At 62.0% G+C, this 16,960-nt stretch carries 15 protein-coding genes; 8 read left to right on the top strand and 7 right to left on the bottom strand.

Annotated features, from left to right (window positions below):
• Nucleotides 1-12 precede the first annotated feature (12 nt).
• From JF539_RS15650 to JF539_RS15640, 3 genes are all read right to left on the bottom strand, one after another.
• A complete protein-coding gene (locus JF539_RS15650; RefSeq protein WP_207141641.1) occupies nucleotides 13-1,044 on the bottom strand; it encodes a quaternary amine ABC transporter ATP-binding protein in 1,032 nt (343 codons plus the stop codon).
• Nucleotides 1,037-1,921: an ABC transporter permease gene (locus JF539_RS15645; protein ID WP_207141640.1), complete on the bottom strand. Its 885-nt coding sequence runs from the start codon at nucleotides 1,919-1,921 to the stop codon at nucleotides 1,037-1,039. Before JF539_RS15645 ends, JF539_RS15650 begins: the two co-directional genes overlap by 8 nt.
• An 83-nt stretch (nucleotides 1,922-2,004) precedes the next feature.
• Nucleotides 2,005-2,997, bottom strand: coding sequence for an ABC transporter substrate-binding protein (locus JF539_RS15640; protein WP_207141639.1), 993 nt, complete (start codon nucleotides 2,995-2,997; stop codon nucleotides 2,005-2,007).
• Nucleotides 2,998-3,620: 623 nt separating this feature from the next.
• Between JF539_RS15640 and JF539_RS15635 the strand changes: the two genes are divergently transcribed.
• The 4 genes from JF539_RS15635 (at nucleotide 3,621) to JF539_RS15620 (ending at nucleotide 6,324) form a co-directional block, all read left to right on the top strand.
• The gene (locus JF539_RS15635) at nucleotides 3,621-4,034 is read left to right on the top strand and encodes a VOC family protein (protein ID WP_207141638.1); all 414 of its coding nucleotides are present in this window, start codon (nucleotides 3,621-3,623) and stop codon (nucleotides 4,032-4,034) included.
• A 156-nt stretch (nucleotides 4,035-4,190) separates the two neighbouring features.
• A complete protein-coding gene (locus tag JF539_RS15630) occupies nucleotides 4,191-5,009 on the top strand; it encodes a sugar phosphate isomerase/epimerase family protein (protein WP_207141637.1) in 819 nt (272 codons plus the stop codon).
• A gap of 152 nt (nucleotides 5,010-5,161) precedes the next feature.
• Nucleotides 5,162-5,878 (top strand): cytochrome c biogenesis CcdA family protein, encoded by a 717-nt coding sequence (locus tag JF539_RS15625; protein ID WP_207141636.1) that lies wholly within the window; start codon nucleotides 5,162-5,164, stop codon nucleotides 5,876-5,878.
• Between the two features lie 20 nt (nucleotides 5,879-5,898).
• Nucleotides 5,899-6,324 carry a thioredoxin family protein gene (locus tag JF539_RS15620; protein ID WP_209017346.1) on the top strand — a complete coding sequence of 142 codons (426 nt, stop codon included), beginning with the start codon at nucleotides 5,899-5,901 and terminating at the stop codon, nucleotides 6,322-6,324.
• A 51-nt stretch (nucleotides 6,325-6,375) separates the two neighbouring features.
• On the opposite strand, the gene gndA is transcribed toward JF539_RS15620, so the two are convergent.
• Complete coding sequence (gene gndA / locus JF539_RS15615) at nucleotides 6,376-7,800, bottom strand: NADP-dependent phosphogluconate dehydrogenase (RefSeq protein ID WP_207141635.1); 1,425 nt, start codon at nucleotides 7,798-7,800, stop codon at nucleotides 6,376-6,378.
• A 104-nt stretch (nucleotides 7,801-7,904) separates the two neighbouring features.
• Nucleotides 7,905-8,744 carry a LysR family transcriptional regulator gene (locus JF539_RS15610; protein ID WP_207141634.1) on the bottom strand — a complete coding sequence of 280 codons (840 nt, stop codon included), beginning with the start codon at nucleotides 8,742-8,744 and terminating at the stop codon, nucleotides 7,905-7,907.
• Nucleotides 8,745-8,847: 103 nt separating this feature from the next.
• Here JF539_RS15610 and JF539_RS15605 point away from each other — a divergent pair, with 103 nt between their 5' ends.
• The 3 genes from JF539_RS15605 (at nucleotide 8,848) to JF539_RS15595 (ending at nucleotide 12,900) form a co-directional block, all read left to right on the top strand.
• On the top strand, nucleotides 8,848-9,768 hold the full coding sequence (locus tag JF539_RS15605) for an MBL fold metallo-hydrolase (RefSeq protein WP_207141633.1): 921 nt from the start codon (nucleotides 8,848-8,850) through the stop codon (nucleotides 9,766-9,768).
• Nucleotides 9,769-9,977: 209 nt separating this feature from the next.
• Entirely contained in the window at nucleotides 9,978-10,958 is a 981-nt protein-coding gene (locus tag JF539_RS15600) for an ABC transporter substrate-binding protein (protein WP_207141632.1), read from the top strand.
• A 241-nt stretch (nucleotides 10,959-11,199) separates the two neighbouring features.
• Nucleotides 11,200-12,900 (top strand): ABC transporter permease, encoded by a 1,701-nt coding sequence (locus tag JF539_RS15595; RefSeq protein ID WP_207141631.1) that lies wholly within the window; start codon nucleotides 11,200-11,202, stop codon nucleotides 12,898-12,900.
• 176 nt (nucleotides 12,901-13,076) lie between these two features.
• Here JF539_RS15595 and JF539_RS15590 read toward each other — a convergent pair whose 3' ends face one another.
• Complete coding sequence (locus JF539_RS15590) at nucleotides 13,077-14,126, bottom strand: ABC transporter ATP-binding protein (RefSeq protein ID WP_207141630.1); 1,050 nt, start codon at nucleotides 14,124-14,126, stop codon at nucleotides 13,077-13,079.
• Between the two features lie 56 nt (nucleotides 14,127-14,182).
• Nucleotides 14,183-15,073 (bottom strand): phosphotransferase, encoded by an 891-nt coding sequence (locus JF539_RS15585; protein ID WP_209017345.1) that lies wholly within the window; start codon nucleotides 15,071-15,073, stop codon nucleotides 14,183-14,185.
• A gap of 268 nt (nucleotides 15,074-15,341) precedes the next feature.
• Between JF539_RS15585 and JF539_RS15580 the strand changes: the two genes are divergently transcribed.
• Nucleotides 15,342-16,919 carry a trimethylamine methyltransferase family protein gene (locus JF539_RS15580; RefSeq protein ID WP_207141628.1) on the top strand — a complete coding sequence of 526 codons (1,578 nt, stop codon included), beginning with the start codon at nucleotides 15,342-15,344 and terminating at the stop codon, nucleotides 16,917-16,919.
• Nucleotides 16,920-16,960: the final 41 nt, after the last annotated feature.

The raw sequence follows: 16,960 nt of genomic DNA, 5'->3' as shown, positions 1-16,960 counted from the left end.
GTTTCCGACCGGTCAATGCGTTGCGGGCGTAACCATGGCCGTGATGGCGTCCTGAATGTTCAGGACACCCAGAGGCGCTCCGTCGCCATTGACGACGCTCAGTTCCCCTTCGCCGGACTCCGCAAAGGTCTTGGCCGCCTCCTCGAGCATGATCCCGCTGGAAACGGTCAACCCGCCTTCGAGCGTCCTCGTCCTGTCCATCACCGTATCCACGAGGATGACGCGACCCCGGTTCACCTCCTTGACGAAGTCGGCGATATAGGCATCGGCCGGATTAAGGACGATGTCCTGCCCCGTACCCTGCTGGATCACCGCCCCGTCGCGCAGAATGGCGATCTTGTCGCCAAGCCGGAGCGCCTCGTCCAGATCGTGGGTGATGAACACGATGGTTTTGTGCAGCTCTTCCTGAAGATCCAGCAGCACCGTCTGCATGTCCATGCGGATCAGCGGATCGAGAGCGGAGAAGGCCTCATCCATCAGCAGGATGTCGGCGTCGTTGGTCAGCGCCCGGGCAAGGCCCACGCGCTGCTGCATACCGCCCGACAGCTGGTTCGGATAATGGTCCTCGAAGCCCGACAGGCCGACGCGGTCGATCCAGCGGGCCGCCCGCTCTTCGGCTTCCTTCATCGGCACGCCCTGGATTTCCAGTCCGTAAACGGTGTTCTTCATCACTGTGCGGTGGGGCAGAAGCGCGAATTTCTGGAACACCATCGCCGTCTTGTGACGGCGGAATTCGCGCAGTTCCTTCTCCGACATCTGGCAGACGTCCTCGCCGCCATAGAGCACCTCCCCCGCCGTCGGATCGATCAGCCGGTTGATGTGCCGGATCAGCGTCGATTTGCCGGATCCAGAGAGCCCCATGACCACCTGGATCTTGCCGCCGGGCATGGAGATGTTGATGTCGTTCAGGCCGAGCACATGGTTGAACTGCTCGTTGAGCTCGGCCTTGGACATGCCGTCCTTGATCTTCTGCACCATCTCCGCGCCGTTCGGCCCGAAGATCTTGTAAAGGCTCTTGATTTCGATGCCGGTTGCCTCAGCCATGGATCACCTCCGAATGCTTCTGGAGACGCTTGCCGTAGGCCTGCGTTGCCCGGTCGAAGATGATCGCGATGGCGACGATGGCCAGACCGTTCATCACGCCCATGGTGAAATACTGGTTGGCGATCGCGTTGAGCACTGGCTGACCGAGCCCCTTCACGCCGATCAGCGCGGCAACGACAACCATGGCCAGCGCCATCATGATGGTCTGGTTGATCCCGGCCATGATCGTCGGCAAGGCAAGCGGGAGCTGCACGTTCACCAGTTTCTGGCGGGCGCTGGACCCGAAGGCGTCAGCCGCTTCCAGAACATCCGGATCGACAAGCCTGATGCCGAGGTTGGTCAGGCGGATCATCGGTGGAATTGCATAGATGACGATGGCGATGAGACCCGGCACCTTGCCGAGGCCGAAGATCATCACCACCGGGATGAGATAGACGAAGGCGGGCATGGTCTGCATCAGGTCGAGGACCGGATTGACGATGCTCTGGAACTTGTCGGAGCGCGCCATCAGAATGCCGATCGGAATTCCGAGGAAGATCGCGAGCATGGTGCACACGGTCACCATGGCGATGGTGCGCATGGTGTCCTCCCACATGCCGAACACACCGATCAACACAAGCGCCACGAATGAGCCCGCAGTGATCTTCACGTTGCGGCTCATCAAAAACACGATGCCGACCAGGACCACCAGCACGATAGGCCAGGGGGATTCGATCAGAAGGTGTTCGAGGAAAACGAGAAAATCTTCCAGCGGCTCGGTCGCTCTTTCGAGCATCTCGCCGTAGGTACGGGTAAATTCTCTAAAGCCGCCGTCAATTGTGACGCGTATGTCCCTCAAGGTGCCCCGACTAAGCGAGGGAAATTCTATCCAGTCCATCTTATTCGTCCCGATGGTATTTTGTGCCCCATAGTGAAGAGCCCGCGTTTTGAACGCGGGCTCCGTTTCTTGACATCAGCGGATCAAAGGGCTGCCTTGACCTTTTCCGCCACTTCCGGCGAGACCCACTTGGTCCAGACGTCCTCGTAGTTTTCCAGGAAGTAGTAGGCGCCGTCTTCATTGGTCGCCTGGTTGTCGCTCATCCAGGCCAGAACCTTGCCGACGGTGTTGTTATCCCAGGTCCGGCCCTTGATGTAGTCCATGGTCGGCCCCGCCTTTTCGGAGAACTCGTCGGTCACAACGGTGAAAACCTCGGACTTGGACCAGGCATTCGGCTTCGGATCCGGGCAGTCCTCGATCGAGGTGCATTTGTCCCACTCTTCCTTGTTGTGTTCGACTTCGAAGTCGAGCAGGGTCATGTCGTATTTGCCGAGGATCGCTGTCGGCGCCCAATAGTAACCGAGCCAGCCTTCATTCCGCTCGTAAGCGCGCGCCAGGGATCCGTCGAGGCCGGCCGCGGACCCGGAGTCGACAAGCTCGAAACCTGCGTCTTCGAAACCGAAGGCACGGAACAGATTGCCGGTGGTGATACGGCAGTTCCAACCGGTCGGGCAGGTGAAGAACGCGCCCTTGCTTTCGTCTTCAGCGCCCGGGAACAGTTCCGGATGCTTCTTGACGTCCGCAATGGTGTGAATGTCGTTCGCTTCCGCGATATAGGTCGGAACCCAGAAGCCTTCGACACCGCCCTGGTTAAGGACTTCCCCGCCGATGATCAGCGAGCCTTCCGCGACAGCCTTGTCGAGCGGCTCGCGAATGGCGTTGATCCACAGCTCGGGCGCCATGTCCGGCTCGCCTTTTTCGTTCATGGACGTGAACGTAGGCATGGTGTCGCCTGTCACCAGCTCGACCGTGCAGCCATAGCCGTTTTCCAGAATGATCTTGTCGATGTGCGCGATCGCTCCGGCGGATGCCCAGTTCATTTCCGCAACTGTGATCGTACCGCAGTCTTCCGCCATGGCGCTGGACGCCATGCCGATCAGAGCGGTCGCGGCGACCGAAACAAACAATTTTTTCATGAGGGTACTCCTGTGCAGCTTGTATGCGTGAGTGTGACTTGGGCGCAGCGAGCGGACGCTTTTTCAAAAGTATTCATTCGCCGGCGCATCCGTTGGAAAAGTAACGTTAGCAATGAGCGAAATTTACCCGAACAGACAACAAAATTTTTTCTTTTGAATTTTGCCTTTTCCAGGTGCATTTACGCTACTCTTGCTCCAAACCCAATTTCATGACCCGGCCTGCAAGGGAAAAGGTCATGACCGGTATTTCAAACCGGCAGTGGGATTAACGGCAATACCATTGCATTATGCAGCCGTTAGCACAACCGTCTAGCATGCACCTAGGTAGCATTCATGCCGTTTATTTCCTTGATATGCCTGCATACGACATTTTCGTGCGGGTTATCGTCACCTGCCGAACTTTATTTACGAATTTGATTCTCCGAAGCGGCGCCTTGCGAAACCGGCAGACGCGATTGCCCGTTGCCGGAAGAAGGTGTGCCGACTGCCTCACCCGCCCGTTCTCCTGTCGGCTTTTCAAAGAGCAATTGATACAAACCGAGTGTCACGAGCGGTAACGCTTGATACAAAGCCCTTATACTCTTCCGAAGCCTGTCTTCCCGATCAAGGACATGGAGCCACGCATGCACCCCTGCTTTCACCTCGCCTTTCACGTCACGGATCTGAACGAGGCACGCGCATTCTATGGCGGGCTCCTTGGGTGCCAGGAAGGCAGGAGCACGGAAACCTGGGTGGATTTCAATTTCTTCGGTCATCAGATCTCGCTCCACCTCGGCGAACCGTTCAAGACGACGAACACGGGCAAGGTCGGAGACCATATGGTACCCATGCCGCACCTGGGCGCCGTCCTCGACATGCCCGCCTGGAAGGCGCTTGCCGCCAGGCTCACCGATGCCGGTCTTGCGTTCGTGATCGCCCCGACTGTCCGGTTCGAGGGAGAACCGGGCGAACAAAGCACGATGTTTTTCAGGGATCCGTCTGGCAATCCGATCGAAATCAAGGGGTTCGCCGACGAAACGGGCGTTTTCGCGGCCTGAGCGGCTCCTTCTCCCCGCGCCGTAATCGCGTCCGCGTTTCCGGCTGTGGCCACCGCAAACGTGGATATCGTCGGAGCGCCTGCCCCACGTCGCAATAGTGTCAAGAACAACACCGTATCAGGCGGACAGCCTTTCCGTTCTGACCATAGGTGTTTCATGACAGACCTTCCCATTCTTGGCGCCGCGCTCAACGTCAACACGCTCGAAACCCACCGCAAGCTGATGCTCGACAAGCCGCGGGATCTCGAACTGCAGGATTTCTGGCCGGGCGAGGTTCTGAACGGCGACTGGCAGCCTCTCGTGGACCGGGCAAGGACGCTGCTGGACGGACACGAAGGCCGGGTCGGAATTCATGGCCCCTTCTTCGGCTTTTCCGTCGACAGCATGGATGTCGATGTCCGGGAGGTCGTCAGAAAGCGGCTCTTGCAAGGGCTTGAGGTTTGCGAAGCGCTTGGCGGAACCCACATGGTCGTGCACAGCCCCTATTCGACCTGGGACCACAACAATCTCGACAACTATGAAAACGCCCGCGCGAAGAAGATCGAGCTCTGCCATCTGACCATGCAGGACGCGGTCAAACGCGCCGGGGAGATCGGTTGCGAACTGGTTATCGAGAACATCGAGGACAAGGACCCTTACGCCCGCATCGAACTGGCGGAAAGCTTCGGTTCCGAGGCGGTCAAGATCTCCATCGACACCGGCCATGCCCATTATGCCCACGGTTCGACGGGCGCACCTCCGGTCGACTACTACGTCAAGGCCGCCGGCAACCGCCTACGCCACATCCACCTGCAGGACGCCGACGGCTATGCCGATCGCCACTGGACACTCGGCGAAGGCACCATCAACTGGCACGCGGTGTTCGGAGCCCTTGCGAAACTCGAGAGCGCCCCGCGCCTGATCGTCGAGCTGCGCGACCATTCCGGCCTGCCCGCGTCGATCGCCAACATGGCAGCCCTGGGTCTCGCGCAGTAGCCAGTGCCCGGCGGTCGGAAAACAGCCAACGCAGTTGTGATGAAGCGTTAGCGGACAGCGGTGACAGGCCGGCCTATCTAGGTGCATGAACCGCCTGGCGGCAGCCGGGCATCTGCATCACGACAAAGCCAGCCAGAGGCCGCACCGATCACATGCTTGAATTGCCGCTTGCCTATCTTGCCGGGCTGTTGACGCTCATCAATCCCTGCGTTCTACCGGTCCTTCCGATCGTGCTCGCCTCCGCCCTCAGCGCGGACCGCCGCGCGCCGGTGGCCCTGGCCGCGGGGATGAGCGTCTCCTTTGTCGTGGTCGGCATGCTTGTCGCGACACTCGGCTATGCCATCGGCCTGACCGAGGAGGTCATGTCGAAGATCGGCGCCGTTCTGATGATCGCCTTCGGCCTTGTTCTGCTCGTCCCGGCTTTTGCGCACAGGTTCGAACTGGCCGCCGCCGGACTTTCCGGATCCGCGGGACAGAAAATGCAGGCTACCGACATGAGCGGTCTGCGCGGCCAGTTTCTGGGCGGCGCACTGCTCGGGGTTGTCTGGTCGCCCTGCATCGGCCCGACGCTCGGCGGCGCGATCGCCCTTGCCTCCCAGGGGCAGAACCTTCTCTGGGCCGCACTGATCATGTGCTTCTTCGCCCTCGGAGTGTCCACCTTGATCGTGGGTCTCGGACTGGGCGCTCGCGAAACCCTCCGCCGCCGGGCCGACAGTCTCAAGGGACTGGCCGAAAAGTCCAAACCCGTCATGGGAGGCATTTTCCTGACGGTCGGCCTCCTGCTGCTTTTCAACGTCCATCACATGATCGACGCCTGGGCCATCGGCGTGTTGCCGGTCTGGCTGCAGGATCTCTCCGTGCGCTTCTGACCTACAACCGGAAAGGATACATGATGAACCGTCGCAATTTCCTCGTCTCGACCGTTTTCGCCGGCCTGATGGCAACGCTCTTGCCCGCGCCCGGCCAGGCCAGCGACACACTTGCCTACACGCCCGGACTGATCGAAGAACAGCTTGCGGCCGGCAAGACAGTCTTCGTCGACTACGCCGCCAGCTGGTGCGGCACCTGCGCCCGCCAGGAACGGGTGATCAACGCATTGCGCTCGTCAAACCCGGCCTATAACGACGCCATCGTGTTTGTCCGGGTCGACTGGGACGATTACCGCGGCCACGCGGTCACGACATCGCGGAAAATCCCGCGCCGGTCCACACTGCTGGTTCTGAAAGGCGATAAAGAACTCGGCCGGATCGTTGCCGGAACCGGCGAGGCCCAGATCAAGGCGTTGCTCGACACGGGGCTACAGGCCGGGACCTGACCGGAAGTCCCCGCGCTCCGCGGGGCCCTTCCGTCTTGAAGCGGCTTGCCCTCACCCCATCGCCCAGGGGCCGTGGAAGCCGCCGCCGTCTCTGTCGGTGCGCTCGAACCCGTGCGCACCGAAAAAGTCGCGCTGGCCCTGAAGCATGTTGGCGGTGGAACGCCCCGTACGCATGATGTCGAAATAGGAAAGTGCGGCCGAAAGCGCCGGAACCGGCAGACCGTGGAGAGCGGCCTCGGCCACCATGCGGCGCAGGCTCGCCTCCGTTTCCTTCAGCTTGTCGCGGAAGAACGGAGCCAGCATCAGATTCCGGCTTGCATCGTCCGCAAGGGCCGACGACATGTCGTTCAGCATGGCGGAACGGATGATGCAGCCGTTGCGCCAGATCTTCGCGATCTCCGGCAGCGGCATAGCCCAGCCATATTGCTTCGCCGCCTCCAGGATCAGACCGAAACCCTGCGCGTAGCAAACGATCTTGCCGGCGACCAGTGCCGCCTCCAGGGCGTTGATGCTCCCCGCCGCTCGCTCCATGCTTTGAGGTGCTGGGCCGAACGCGGCCTCGCCCGCCTTCCGGTCATCGAGCCGCGCCGACATGTTGCGCACGGCGACGGCCGCCTCGATCGCACTCGCCGGCGTTCCGAGCATGAGCGCCTCGATGGCGGTCCAGCGGCCGGTGCCCTTCTGCCCCGCCCGGTCCAGGATGATGTCCAGCATCGGCTTGCCCGTTTCCGGATCGGCCGTTTTTGCAACCTTGGAAGAGATTTCGATCAGGTAGGACTGCAGGATACCGCCGTTCCAGGTCTCGAAAACATCGCCAATCTCGTTCGCGGTCATGCCGAAACCGTCGCGCATGACGCCGTAGACTTCCGCGATCATCTGCATGTCGGCATATTCGATGCCGTTGTGAACGGTCTTGACGAGGTGGCCGGCCCCGGCCTCGCCCAGATAGGCCGCACAGGGGACGTCCTCGTATTTCGCGGAAATGGCCTCGAGGATATGCCCGACCCGGTTCCAGGCGTCTCTTGCTCCTCCGCCCATGATCGACGGACCGAAACGGGCGCCTTCCTCGCCGCCCGACACGCCGATTCCCATGAAGCGCGGACCTTTTTCTGCCGCCTCTTCCGCCCGGCGGTTGGTGTCGTGATAATTCGCGTTACCGGCGTCGATGATCAGATCTTCGTCACCGAGCAGTGGACGCAAGGCAGCAATCTGCGCGTCGACGGCCTCTCCGGCCGGCACCATCAGGATCACCGCGCGCGGCGGCTGAAGCGAGGCCACGAAGTCTTCAAGCGTTTTAGTCGGCACCAGCCTGTCCGCAAGATCCCCGGCCTTGGCCATGAACTGGTCGGTCTTTTCGGACGTGCGGTTGAAAACCGCGATCCGGAATCCGTTTTCGGCGATGTTGAGCGCCAGATTGCCTCCCATCGTGCCGAGACCGATCAGGCCGATTTCCGCGACCGTGTCTTTAGAGCTCATGAACAGCGCCTTTCTACAATCGATTGAACTACGTGTCCCGGTGATAGCCGAGCCGCCGAACAACGGCAATGGCCTGCCCGTAACCGGAAACGGGAAACAGGCGCTCAGCGGAAAACCTTTGCAAGATGATCGACCAGCAGCCGCACGCGTTTGGGAACGAACCGCCTGGAGGGAAGCACGGCATAGAGTGACAGGTCCGGCAAAGGAGCTGGATAACCTGTCTCCACAAGCTCGCCGGTCTCCAGAAGGTCTTCGCACATGGACCTCGGCAGGACCGCGGCGACACTCCCTGTCAGAACCAGCGCGCGAACCAATTGGAGGTTCCGGGTGCGGAATACGGCGGTAGACCCGCTGCACTCCGTTTCCCCCATGGCGCCGGCAGGGTCGAGGACGCGGCCTTCCGCCAGAAGCGCATCAAACGAGGCTCCCGCCAACAGCTCCGGACGGGCGACGGGTAGAAGCGGACTGGAAGCGATCTTGCGGACAACCACGTTTTCGGAAGCGGCACGGTTGCCACGAAGAGCGAAATCGAAGCGCTCGCCGGTCAGGTCGACCGGCCGGTCGCTGATGTGCACCTCGATCCGGACATCCGGATAGCGAGCGTTAAACGACGTCATTGCGTCCGCCATCTTGTCGAGCGGCAGGTCAACCGGAACGGACAAGCGCACCAGACCCTGGGGTGCCAGCGCCGACTTCAACTGCTCCCCCGCTTCCTTGAGTTCCACCATCGCTGGCTGGACCTTCGAAAGGTAACTCTCTCCTTCCGGCGTCAAGCGCACTTGCCGGGTGGTGCGCTGAAACAACGCGACGCCCAATTCCTCCTCAAGGGACTTTATCCGCGCCGTAACCGTGGACCTGGGCAGACCGAGATGACGGGAGGCCCCCGCGAAACTGCCGGACGCCGCGACCTCGATGAAGGTTTCCAGGTGTGAGAGCGCCGTCATTGAACGAATTTCCCAGTCAGAGTGTGCATGTTTACCTGACTACCGCGAACAATTCGAACGATCTACCTCAGCCAAAGACAAAACGGTTGAAGAGGCAATCTGAATGAAACGGCGCAATTTCCTGAAATCTGCCGGGGCGACGGCACTTGCGGCACCAGCGCTCCTGAGCGCAACGTCCAGCAGCCGGGGCAACGCTCCCGAAAATGAAACCCGTCTCGAAATCACCTGGCTCGGCGGAGCGACCATGCTGATCGCTTTCGGCGGCCTCACCTTGCTGACCGACCCGGCATTCGGAGACGGCAAGGAAGCCTTTCGCATGGGCGATCCGAATGAGATGTTCGACCTTTCCAAGGGACCGAACGTCGTTTTTCACGAACGCCTGACACCTTTTCCGGGAGTTGACCTTGGCCGGGTGGATTACGTGGTTCTTTCCCATATGCACGAAGATCATTTCGACCAGAAGGCGGAACAGTCGATCCCGAAGGACATGCCCTTCTTCGTTCCTGCTCATGACACCGCCAGACTCTCGGCGAAAGGCTTCACGAACGTCCGACAGGCCGACTGGGGCCGGAGTTTCGTTCTGAACAAGGGTGAAGTGGAAATTTCACTCAAGGCGATTCCGGCGGATCATTCGGAAGACCCGGAAATCGCGCGCCTGCTCGGTCCCGGCAACGGCTACTGGCTGACGTTTCGCAACGGGAACTGGACAAAGACGGTCTACTGGACGGGCGACACATTCCCCACGCCGAGGGTTCTGGACGCCGTTAGGCCATTGGGCACCCCGGACATCTTTATCCCGCATATGGGAGGGGTTGGCACCACCGGAGCGTTAGGGCAGATCAGCATGAGCGCGCATCACGTCGCCGATTTCGTCGAGGCTCTCAAGCCCCGCAAGGTCCTGCCGCTCCATCACTCCACCTTTGCGCTTTACCTGGAACCGGTCGCCGGACTGCCCGCCGCCCTGGAAGACAAGACGCACGGTCTGGATCTGGTTTCAGAAGGCACCTGTCTCGGCTACTCATGAATGCGCTTGAGCCGGACGCGCGTGCTTCGTCACAAGACCGCGCGGCCGCGCTCCGTGCACGGCGGTTTCCGAAAACGACCCTCAAACCATTTAGCCAGATCACCAATAGGCAGAATTACGCAGATCTCGAATAAAACTGTCACACTCAGATGATAGGCGACGATCATTCGCAACGTCATTTTATGGTTCAACCCATAAGGATCTGTCTTATGAAAAAGCTTCTGATCGCCGCCGGTCTCCTGGCCGCGACCTATGCCCCCGCGCATGCCGACGACGTAACAGGCAAGCTCGTTCTCTACACCTCCCAGCCGAACGCGGACGCCCAGGCGACCGTGGATGCCTTCACCGCCAAGCACCCGGGTGTCGAAGTCGAGTGGGTTCGCGACGGCACCACCAAGATGATGGCGAAACTGCGCGCTGAATTCGAAGCCGGCGCACCGAAGCCTGACGTTCTGCTGATTGCCGATATGGTCACCATGGAAGGCCTGAAGAAGGAAGGCCGCCTGATGGCTCACGAAGGCGCGGACGTCTCCGCCTACGATCCGGCCATCATGGACGATGACAAGACCTACTTCTCCACCAAGCTGATCACCACCGGCATCGTCTACAACACCAGCGCGCCGATGAAGCCGGCGTCCTACAAGGACCTGCTGAAAGCGGAAGCCAAGGACAAGATCGCAATGCCGTCGCCGCTGACCTCCGGCGCAGCGACCATTCACATGGCTGCCCTGACCTCCAATCCGGGTCTTGGCTGGGCTTTCTATGAAGGTCTCGCCGAGCAGGGTGCCAACCCGCAAGGCGGCAACGGCGGCACCTACAAGGCAGTTGCCGGCGGCGAGAAACTCTACGGTTTCGTCGTCGACTTCCTGCCGATCCGCAACAAGCTGGAAGGCGCTCCGGTTGAGTTCGTCTTCCCGGAAGAAGGCGTTTCCGCTGTCACCGAGCCGGTCGCCATCCTGTCCACCGCGCAGAACCCGGACGCCGCGAAGGCTTTCGTCGACTTCCTGATCTCCGAGGAAGGCCAGAAGCTGGCCGCGTCCCAGGGCTACCTGCCGGCCCACCCGGCCGTTGAGGCTCCCGAAGGCTTCCCGGCCCGCGACCAGATCAAGCTGATGGACTTCGATCCGTCCCAGGCCCTGGACCAGGATCAGGCCAACAAGATCAAGTTCACCGAGATCTTCGGCGGCTAAGGCCATTTAGACGAAAAGCAGCGCGGACATTCTCCGCGCTGCCTTCTTTTTTGGTCATTCCGGACAAGTGAGACGCAGTCGAACGCCGATCCGGACTCCAGACATATTTCGCGCACTGGCGCGGCCAGTCCCAAAAGGCTGGAGTATTCGCTTCGCTCATGCTGATGACCGGTGTCCGGATCGTCACGCAGCGAGCGCCGCGATTGTCCGGAGTGACGTTTTCGACTGACAGCGAATACCAGTGCGATCAGCATTAACCTCCGAAAAAACCACCCTCCTCGCGCTCGTACTCGGCGCCACGCTGATCTGCGGCCTGCCGCTCATGCTCCTGTTCAAGACAGGCCTGACGAGCGATGCCGGGCTCGATTTCGGCCCGCTCCTGGAGGCGTTTCAAAGCCGGTCCGTTCAGCGCGCTCTCTGGCACTCCATCGAAAGCAGCTTCCTGTCCGCGCTCGTGGCAACGGTGCTCGGCACGGCGCTGGCCCTGCTCGTCGGCCTGACGGACATTCGCGCCAAGGGACTGCTCGTTTTCCTCATCCTCCTGCCGATGATGATCCCGCCCCATGTCACCGCGATTGCCTGGATCCAGGCGCTCGGTCCCGCCAGCCCGGTGCTGCGCTGGCTGGGATTGGCACCGGAGATCGGCTCGACCCACCCGCTGTATTCGCGCGAGGGCCTTGTCCTGCTCCTAACCCTTCAGCACAGCCCGCTGGTGTTCCTGCTGGTCCGCGCTTCCCTGCGCTCCTTTCCAAGGGAGCTGTCCGATGCCGCGCGAATCTCGGGCGCGCGCGCCGCGCTGATGCTCCGGCGGATCACCCTGCCGCTGCTGGCTCCCGCGCTTCTTGCCGGCTTCGCCCTGGCCTTCGTGGCGGCCCTCGGCAATTTCGGCATCAACGCCCTGCTCGGCATTCCCGCGCGCTACACCACACTCCCCGTTCTGGTCTGGCGCAGGCTGGCCAGCTTCGGTCCGGATGTCCTGCCGAACGTCGCGGTGATTTCCGTCATCCTGGCGCTGGTCGCCTTCGCCGCGATCCTGGTCCAGAGCCTGTTGCAGCGGCGCATGCGCAACAGCCTCATCGGGCTGCCCCAGGACCCACTGGCGATTTCTCTCGGCGCCAAGCGTCCCCTGGTCGAAGCCGCCGTCTGGATTTTCGTCGGTTTCGTTCTGGTGCTGCCGGCCGCCTCTCTGCTCGCCACTGCCCTGGTCAGGACCTACGGCCTGCCGCTCTCCCTGGCCACGCTGACGTTCGAAAACTTCCAGGAAGTGCTGTGGCGCCAGACTGTCACCTTGAGAGCCTTTGCGAATTCGACGGTGATCGCTGGCATCGCGGCGGCGATCATTGCCGTGGTCAGCCTTTACCTTGGCTATTTCCTGACCCACAGGCACGCCGGCAAAAGGCGCCTCGCGGGTCTCGCCCTGACCCAGTCGGAAGTCGCCTTCGCGGTTCCCGGCCTTGTCATGTCGATCGCCTTCATCCTGGCCTTCATCCGGCCGCTGCCCGTCGTGAATGTTTCGCTTTACGGCACGCTCTGGATCATCCTGATCGCCTATGCCTCGGTGTTTCTCGCCGTCGGCCTGAAACCGGTCGCGGCCGCCTTCCTGCAGATGGACGGGTCGCTGGAAGATGCCGCACGGGTTTCGGGCGCCGGCTTCTTCCGCCGCATGAACAGGATCTTCGCTCCGCTCGCCGCCCCCTCGGCCGCCTCCGGGGCGATCCTGGTCTTTCTGACCGCCTATAACGAGATCACCGTCTCCGCGCTGCTATGGTCCACCGGCAACGAGACCATCGGCACCACCATCTTCAACTACGAGGACGGTGGCTACACCACGCTCGCCGCGGCCATGTCCGCCGTGGTCGTGCTGGCGACGGTGGTGATCATGCTGGGGATGAACATGCTGGCGGGACGCGTTCCCGCAGGCACGATACCCTGGAAGGATTGAGGTTTTTGGCTTGAACCTGGGGAGCCTTCCACCTCACTCCGGTTATCCCGGCCGAGCGGCGCGAGAGCCGGGAGGCATGGAAAGCCCCCTTGTCGCCAACGTTATGCAAATGCCTCCAATGAAGGAGGGTGCTTGTCCGCATGAAAACAGCGGCCTCGCCCTTCCAACGACAGACTTCACTCTCCCGGCAAAACCCATCCGCGCAGGATATCGAGGCGCAGCCGGTCGCCGGGCATCGCCTTGCGGTTCAGGGTCATCAGCAGGGACTGCCCGGATCCGTCGACGGTGACGAAAACCTCCCAGTGCCCGCCCCGGTAAATCGTCCGCTCGACCGTCGCGCCGAACCCTTCCGTGCCCGTCGCCAGCACGACGTGTTCCGGACGGATGAGCAGCGTCGCCTCGCCGGGAGCGGTTCCGGGACGGCATTCGACGTCAATGGAAAGCCCCGCGAAGGAGACCTGCGCCCGTGGACCGTCCGCCGCTTCGACCGTCGCCGGAACAAGCGTGCTTCGGCCGATGAAACCCGCGACGCGCTTCGAGGCGGGTCTGCGGTAAAGCGTGTCCGGGTCGTCGGCCTGCAGGATCTCGCCGTCCCACATCACCGCGACCCTGTCGGCCAGCGCCATTGCCTCCCGCTGGTCGTGGGTGATGAACAGCGTGGTCGCACCGCTGGCCTTGTGAAAGGCCGCCAGTTCCTCTTCCATGGCGTTGCGCAGATGCGGATCGAGATTGGCGAGCGGCTCGTCCATCAGCACCGTGCCGGCGCCCTGGGCGAGGCAGCGCGCGAGCGCCACCCGCTGCCGCTGGCCGCCGGAGAGTTCGGCGGGTTTCCGGTTCTTGAACGGTGTCAACGCCACGGTCTCCAGACACTCCGCGACGCGGGCAGAGACCGTGCCGCGCTTTTCACCCGCCGTTTCAAGCGGAAAGGCGACATTGCTGCCGACACTCATGTGCGGCCAGAGCGCGTAGGACTGAAACACCACTCCCACCTGCCGGTCCTCCGGAGGCAGATGAAACCTGTCGGCCGCGACACGCTCACCGTCGAGCGAAATTTCGCCGGCATCGATCGGCTCGAGGCCCGCGATCGCGCGCAGCAAGGTCGACTTGCCGCATCCCGAAGGACCCAGAACGACAAAAAAGGTGCCCTCTTCGATGGACAGGGAAACGCCGTTGAGCGCCTTGTGGGAGCCGAAGGATTTTGTAACGGAAATCAGATCGATAGACATGCTTCCCGTTATCGCGCTCGTGTGACAGATCGATGTCAGCGCCGGCGCAGGCAAGCCTACCTGCCGCGGAGCCGGAGCAGAAGATCCACTTCTTCCTCCAGCGCGCGGCCGTAGGCCCGCGCGGCGGGAGCGTTTTCGAGCATCAGCGTCTCGTTGCGCAGCAGGCAATAGGCTGCGAACCGCCAGTGATAGGCACTCCGTTCTTCAAGAAAGCGGCTCACCGTACCCCGGTCCGGATAGTGCTTCAGGAACAAGTCTTCCGCATGGGCGACCAGAGGATGAACGCCGTAGAGCGTGGCAAGGCCGGGCGAAACGAAGCAGACGATATCCTCGACGGGATCGCCGAGGCCGGCGAATTGCCAGTCGATCAGGCGCGCGCCCTCGCCCGTCGCCAGAATGGTGCCGAGACAGAAGCTGCGGTGGATCAGCAAGCGTTCGACCGGACATCGCTGCACCGAACCGCTCTCCGGGCGCAGCCGCTTCAGGTTGACCGCCTTGCGGCTGTCGGGAATGGCCGCCAACATGGCATCCCCCTGGTCAAGGACCTCGTGAAAGCCGGCCGGAACCTCGTGATGACCCGGCACCGGTCCGGAAAGGGACGCCAGCCGCCCGATCAGCTCCGCGGCCTCGCCCACGTCGATTTCATCGGAGACCGGCGGCGCATAGCCATAGATCAGGACCGGCGTTCCGGCGGGACTTTCCGCGAAGGCCTCAAGCTCCGGAGCAAGAGCGTGCTTCGCCAGCCCGCTGAGCGCATCGGCTTCCTGATACGGCAGGGTCGGATAGAGCAGGTTGTTTTCCGCGCCGGGAAAGAACTCCTTGACCATGTAGAGGCGGTCCGGCGTGTCCAGGCGCCAGAAGCGGCTGGTGTAGCTGACCGGCAACGGTCTCAGGCGCGCCGCCTGCCAGTCCGTCACCGGAAGCAGGGTCTTCAGAAAAGTCAGCAAATCCGAATCTGAAAGCCGCGCGCTCACGGAAAATCCTTTCGACAGGTTCATCGGTCCTGATCGCTTCGAAGACGGCGGACGTCAAGCTCTAGTTTGCCGACAGAGACAGCATGGGCCAGCCGGCACGGCCCGATGTCGGAGTTGAAGCACTCACCGTCGTTCCCAGACTGCCCGCAAAAGACCCTGCCTCCGCTAGTTTCGTTCGAACCGGCGAAACCTGAGCGCATGGCACGTCCCGGCGCCCTGACGACCAACAACGGCGGAAACCATGACGGCTGACATCGACACGGCAAATCTGAGCGCCCTGCCTCCAACACGCCGCGGCCGGCGGCGCAGGGGCGGCGACAAGGCCGGTCCCGACCCTTTTCCGCAAAAACCGTTCAAGCAGCCCAGAAACCTTTTTCCGCCTCTGGAAGCCGTGTCCGCCGACGAGCTCGAAGCGATCCACGATGCCTCCATGCGCGTTCTTGAGGAAATCGGCATCGACTTCCTGCACGAGGAGGCAAAGGCACTTCTGAAGGATGCCGGAGCGGATGTGAATCCGGGCGGAGACCGCGTGCGCATGGACCGCGCGCTGGTGGAGGAACTTGTCGCCAGGGCTCCTGGCGAATTCACCATTCGCGCGCGCAACCGCGCGCACGACCTTCAGATCGGCGGCAACGCGGTCGCCTTTTCCTGTGTGGCCAGCGCTCCCAACGCCGTGGACCGGGACAAGGGCCGCAGACCGGGCAACCAGGAGGATTACCGGAACTTCCTGAAGCTCGCCCAGTTCTTCAACATCATACATTGCACCATGGGCTATCCGGTCGAACCGGTGGACCTCCATGCGTCCGTCCGCCACCTCGACTGCGTTGCCGACCAGGCACGCCTGACCGACAAGGTCTATCACATCTATTCGCTGGGCAAGGAACGCAATCTCGACGGGCTGGAGATCACCCGGATCGTCCATGGCCTCAGCCCGGATGAGTTCAACAACACCCCGTGCGTTGCCTCCGTCATCAACACGTCGTCCCCGCTGCGCCTCGACACCCCCATGCTGCAGGGTCTCATCGAAATGGCCAGGGCGGGACAGGTCTCCATCGTCACGCCCTTCACGCTCGCCGGCGCGATGGCTCCGGTCACCATCGCCGGCGCGCTGACTCTGCAGAACGCCGAGGCGCTCGCCGGGATCGCCTTCGCCCAGATCGTGCGACCGGGCGCGCCGGTCGTCTATGGTGGTTTCACCTCGAACGTTGACATGAAATCCGGCGCGCCGGCCTTCGGCACGCCGGAATACATGAAGGCGGCCATTGTCGGCGGACAGCTCGCGCGCCGCAATGACTTGCCCTACCGCTCCTCCGGCGTCTGCGCCGCAAACACCGTGGACTATCAGGCAGCCCTGGAAACGACCCTGTCGCATTGGGGGGCGCTCAAGGGCGGCGGCAATCTCATAAAGCACGCGGCGGGCTGGCTGGAAGGCGGCCTGAGCGCCGGGTTCGAGAAATTCATCACCGACATCGACCTCTTGCAGAAGATCGCCGAATATCTGACCCCGCTCGACGTCTCGGAAGAGGCACTTGCGGTGGAGGCGATCCGCGAGGTCGGACCGGCGGGACATTTCTTCGGCACGGAGCACACCCAGGCCCGGTACAAGGACGCTTTCTACGCGCCGATTGTCTCCGACTGGCGCAATTACGAGACCTGGGCGGAAGCCGGCAGCCCGACCGCCCATGACAAGGCGAACAGGCTCTACAAGATGGCGCTTGAAGCCTACGAGCAGCCTGCCCTCGACCCGGCGATCGACGAGGAACTCACGGCCTTCGTCGAGAAACGCAAGGCCGAAGGCGGTGCGCCGACCGATTTCTGATCGTGAACTCACAGTCACTTTGAACTTTGAACCCGTCATCA

The organism is Roseibium aggregatum (genome assembly GCF_017309185.1).
Lineage (GTDB): Bacteria > Pseudomonadota > Alphaproteobacteria > Rhizobiales > Stappiaceae > Roseibium > Roseibium aggregatum_B.
This window is presented reverse-complemented; position numbering and strand designations above follow the sequence as displayed.

Bases quoted from the DNA above. Each gene is read 5' to 3' on its own strand.
- JF539_RS15650 (WP_207141641.1), bottom strand. From the start codon at position 1,044: ATGGCTGAGGCAACCGGCATCGAAATCAAGAGCCTTTACAAGATCTTC.
- JF539_RS15645 (WP_207141640.1), bottom strand. From the start codon at position 1,921: ATGGACTGGATAGAATTTCCCTCGCTTAGTCGGGGCACCTTGAGGGAC.
- JF539_RS15640 (WP_207141639.1), bottom strand. From the start codon at position 2,997: ATGAAAAAATTGTTTGTTTCGGTCGCCGCGACCGCTCTGATCGGCATG.
- JF539_RS15635 (WP_207141638.1), top strand. From the start codon at position 3,621: ATGCACCCCTGCTTTCACCTCGCCTTTCACGTCACGGATCTGAACGAG.
- JF539_RS15630 (WP_207141637.1), top strand. From the start codon at position 4,191: ATGACAGACCTTCCCATTCTTGGCGCCGCGCTCAACGTCAACACGCTC.
- JF539_RS15625 (WP_207141636.1), top strand. From the start codon at position 5,162: ATGCTTGAATTGCCGCTTGCCTATCTTGCCGGGCTGTTGACGCTCATC.
- JF539_RS15620 (WP_209017346.1), top strand. From the start codon at position 5,899: ATGATGAACCGTCGCAATTTCCTCGTCTCGACCGTTTTCGCCGGCCTG.
- gndA (WP_207141635.1), bottom strand. From the start codon at position 7,800: ATGAGCTCTAAAGACACGGTCGCGGAAATCGGCCTGATCGGTCTCGGC.
- JF539_RS15610 (WP_207141634.1), bottom strand. From the start codon at position 8,744: ATGACGGCGCTCTCACACCTGGAAACCTTCATCGAGGTCGCGGCGTCC.
- JF539_RS15605 (WP_207141633.1), top strand. From the start codon at position 8,848: ATGAAACGGCGCAATTTCCTGAAATCTGCCGGGGCGACGGCACTTGCG.
- JF539_RS15600 (WP_207141632.1), top strand. From the start codon at position 9,978: ATGAAAAAGCTTCTGATCGCCGCCGGTCTCCTGGCCGCGACCTATGCC.
- JF539_RS15590 (WP_207141630.1), bottom strand. From the start codon at position 14,126: ATGTCTATCGATCTGATTTCCGTTACAAAATCCTTCGGCTCCCACAAG.
- JF539_RS15580 (WP_207141628.1), top strand. From the start codon at position 15,342: ATGACGGCTGACATCGACACGGCAAATCTGAGCGCCCTGCCTCCAACA.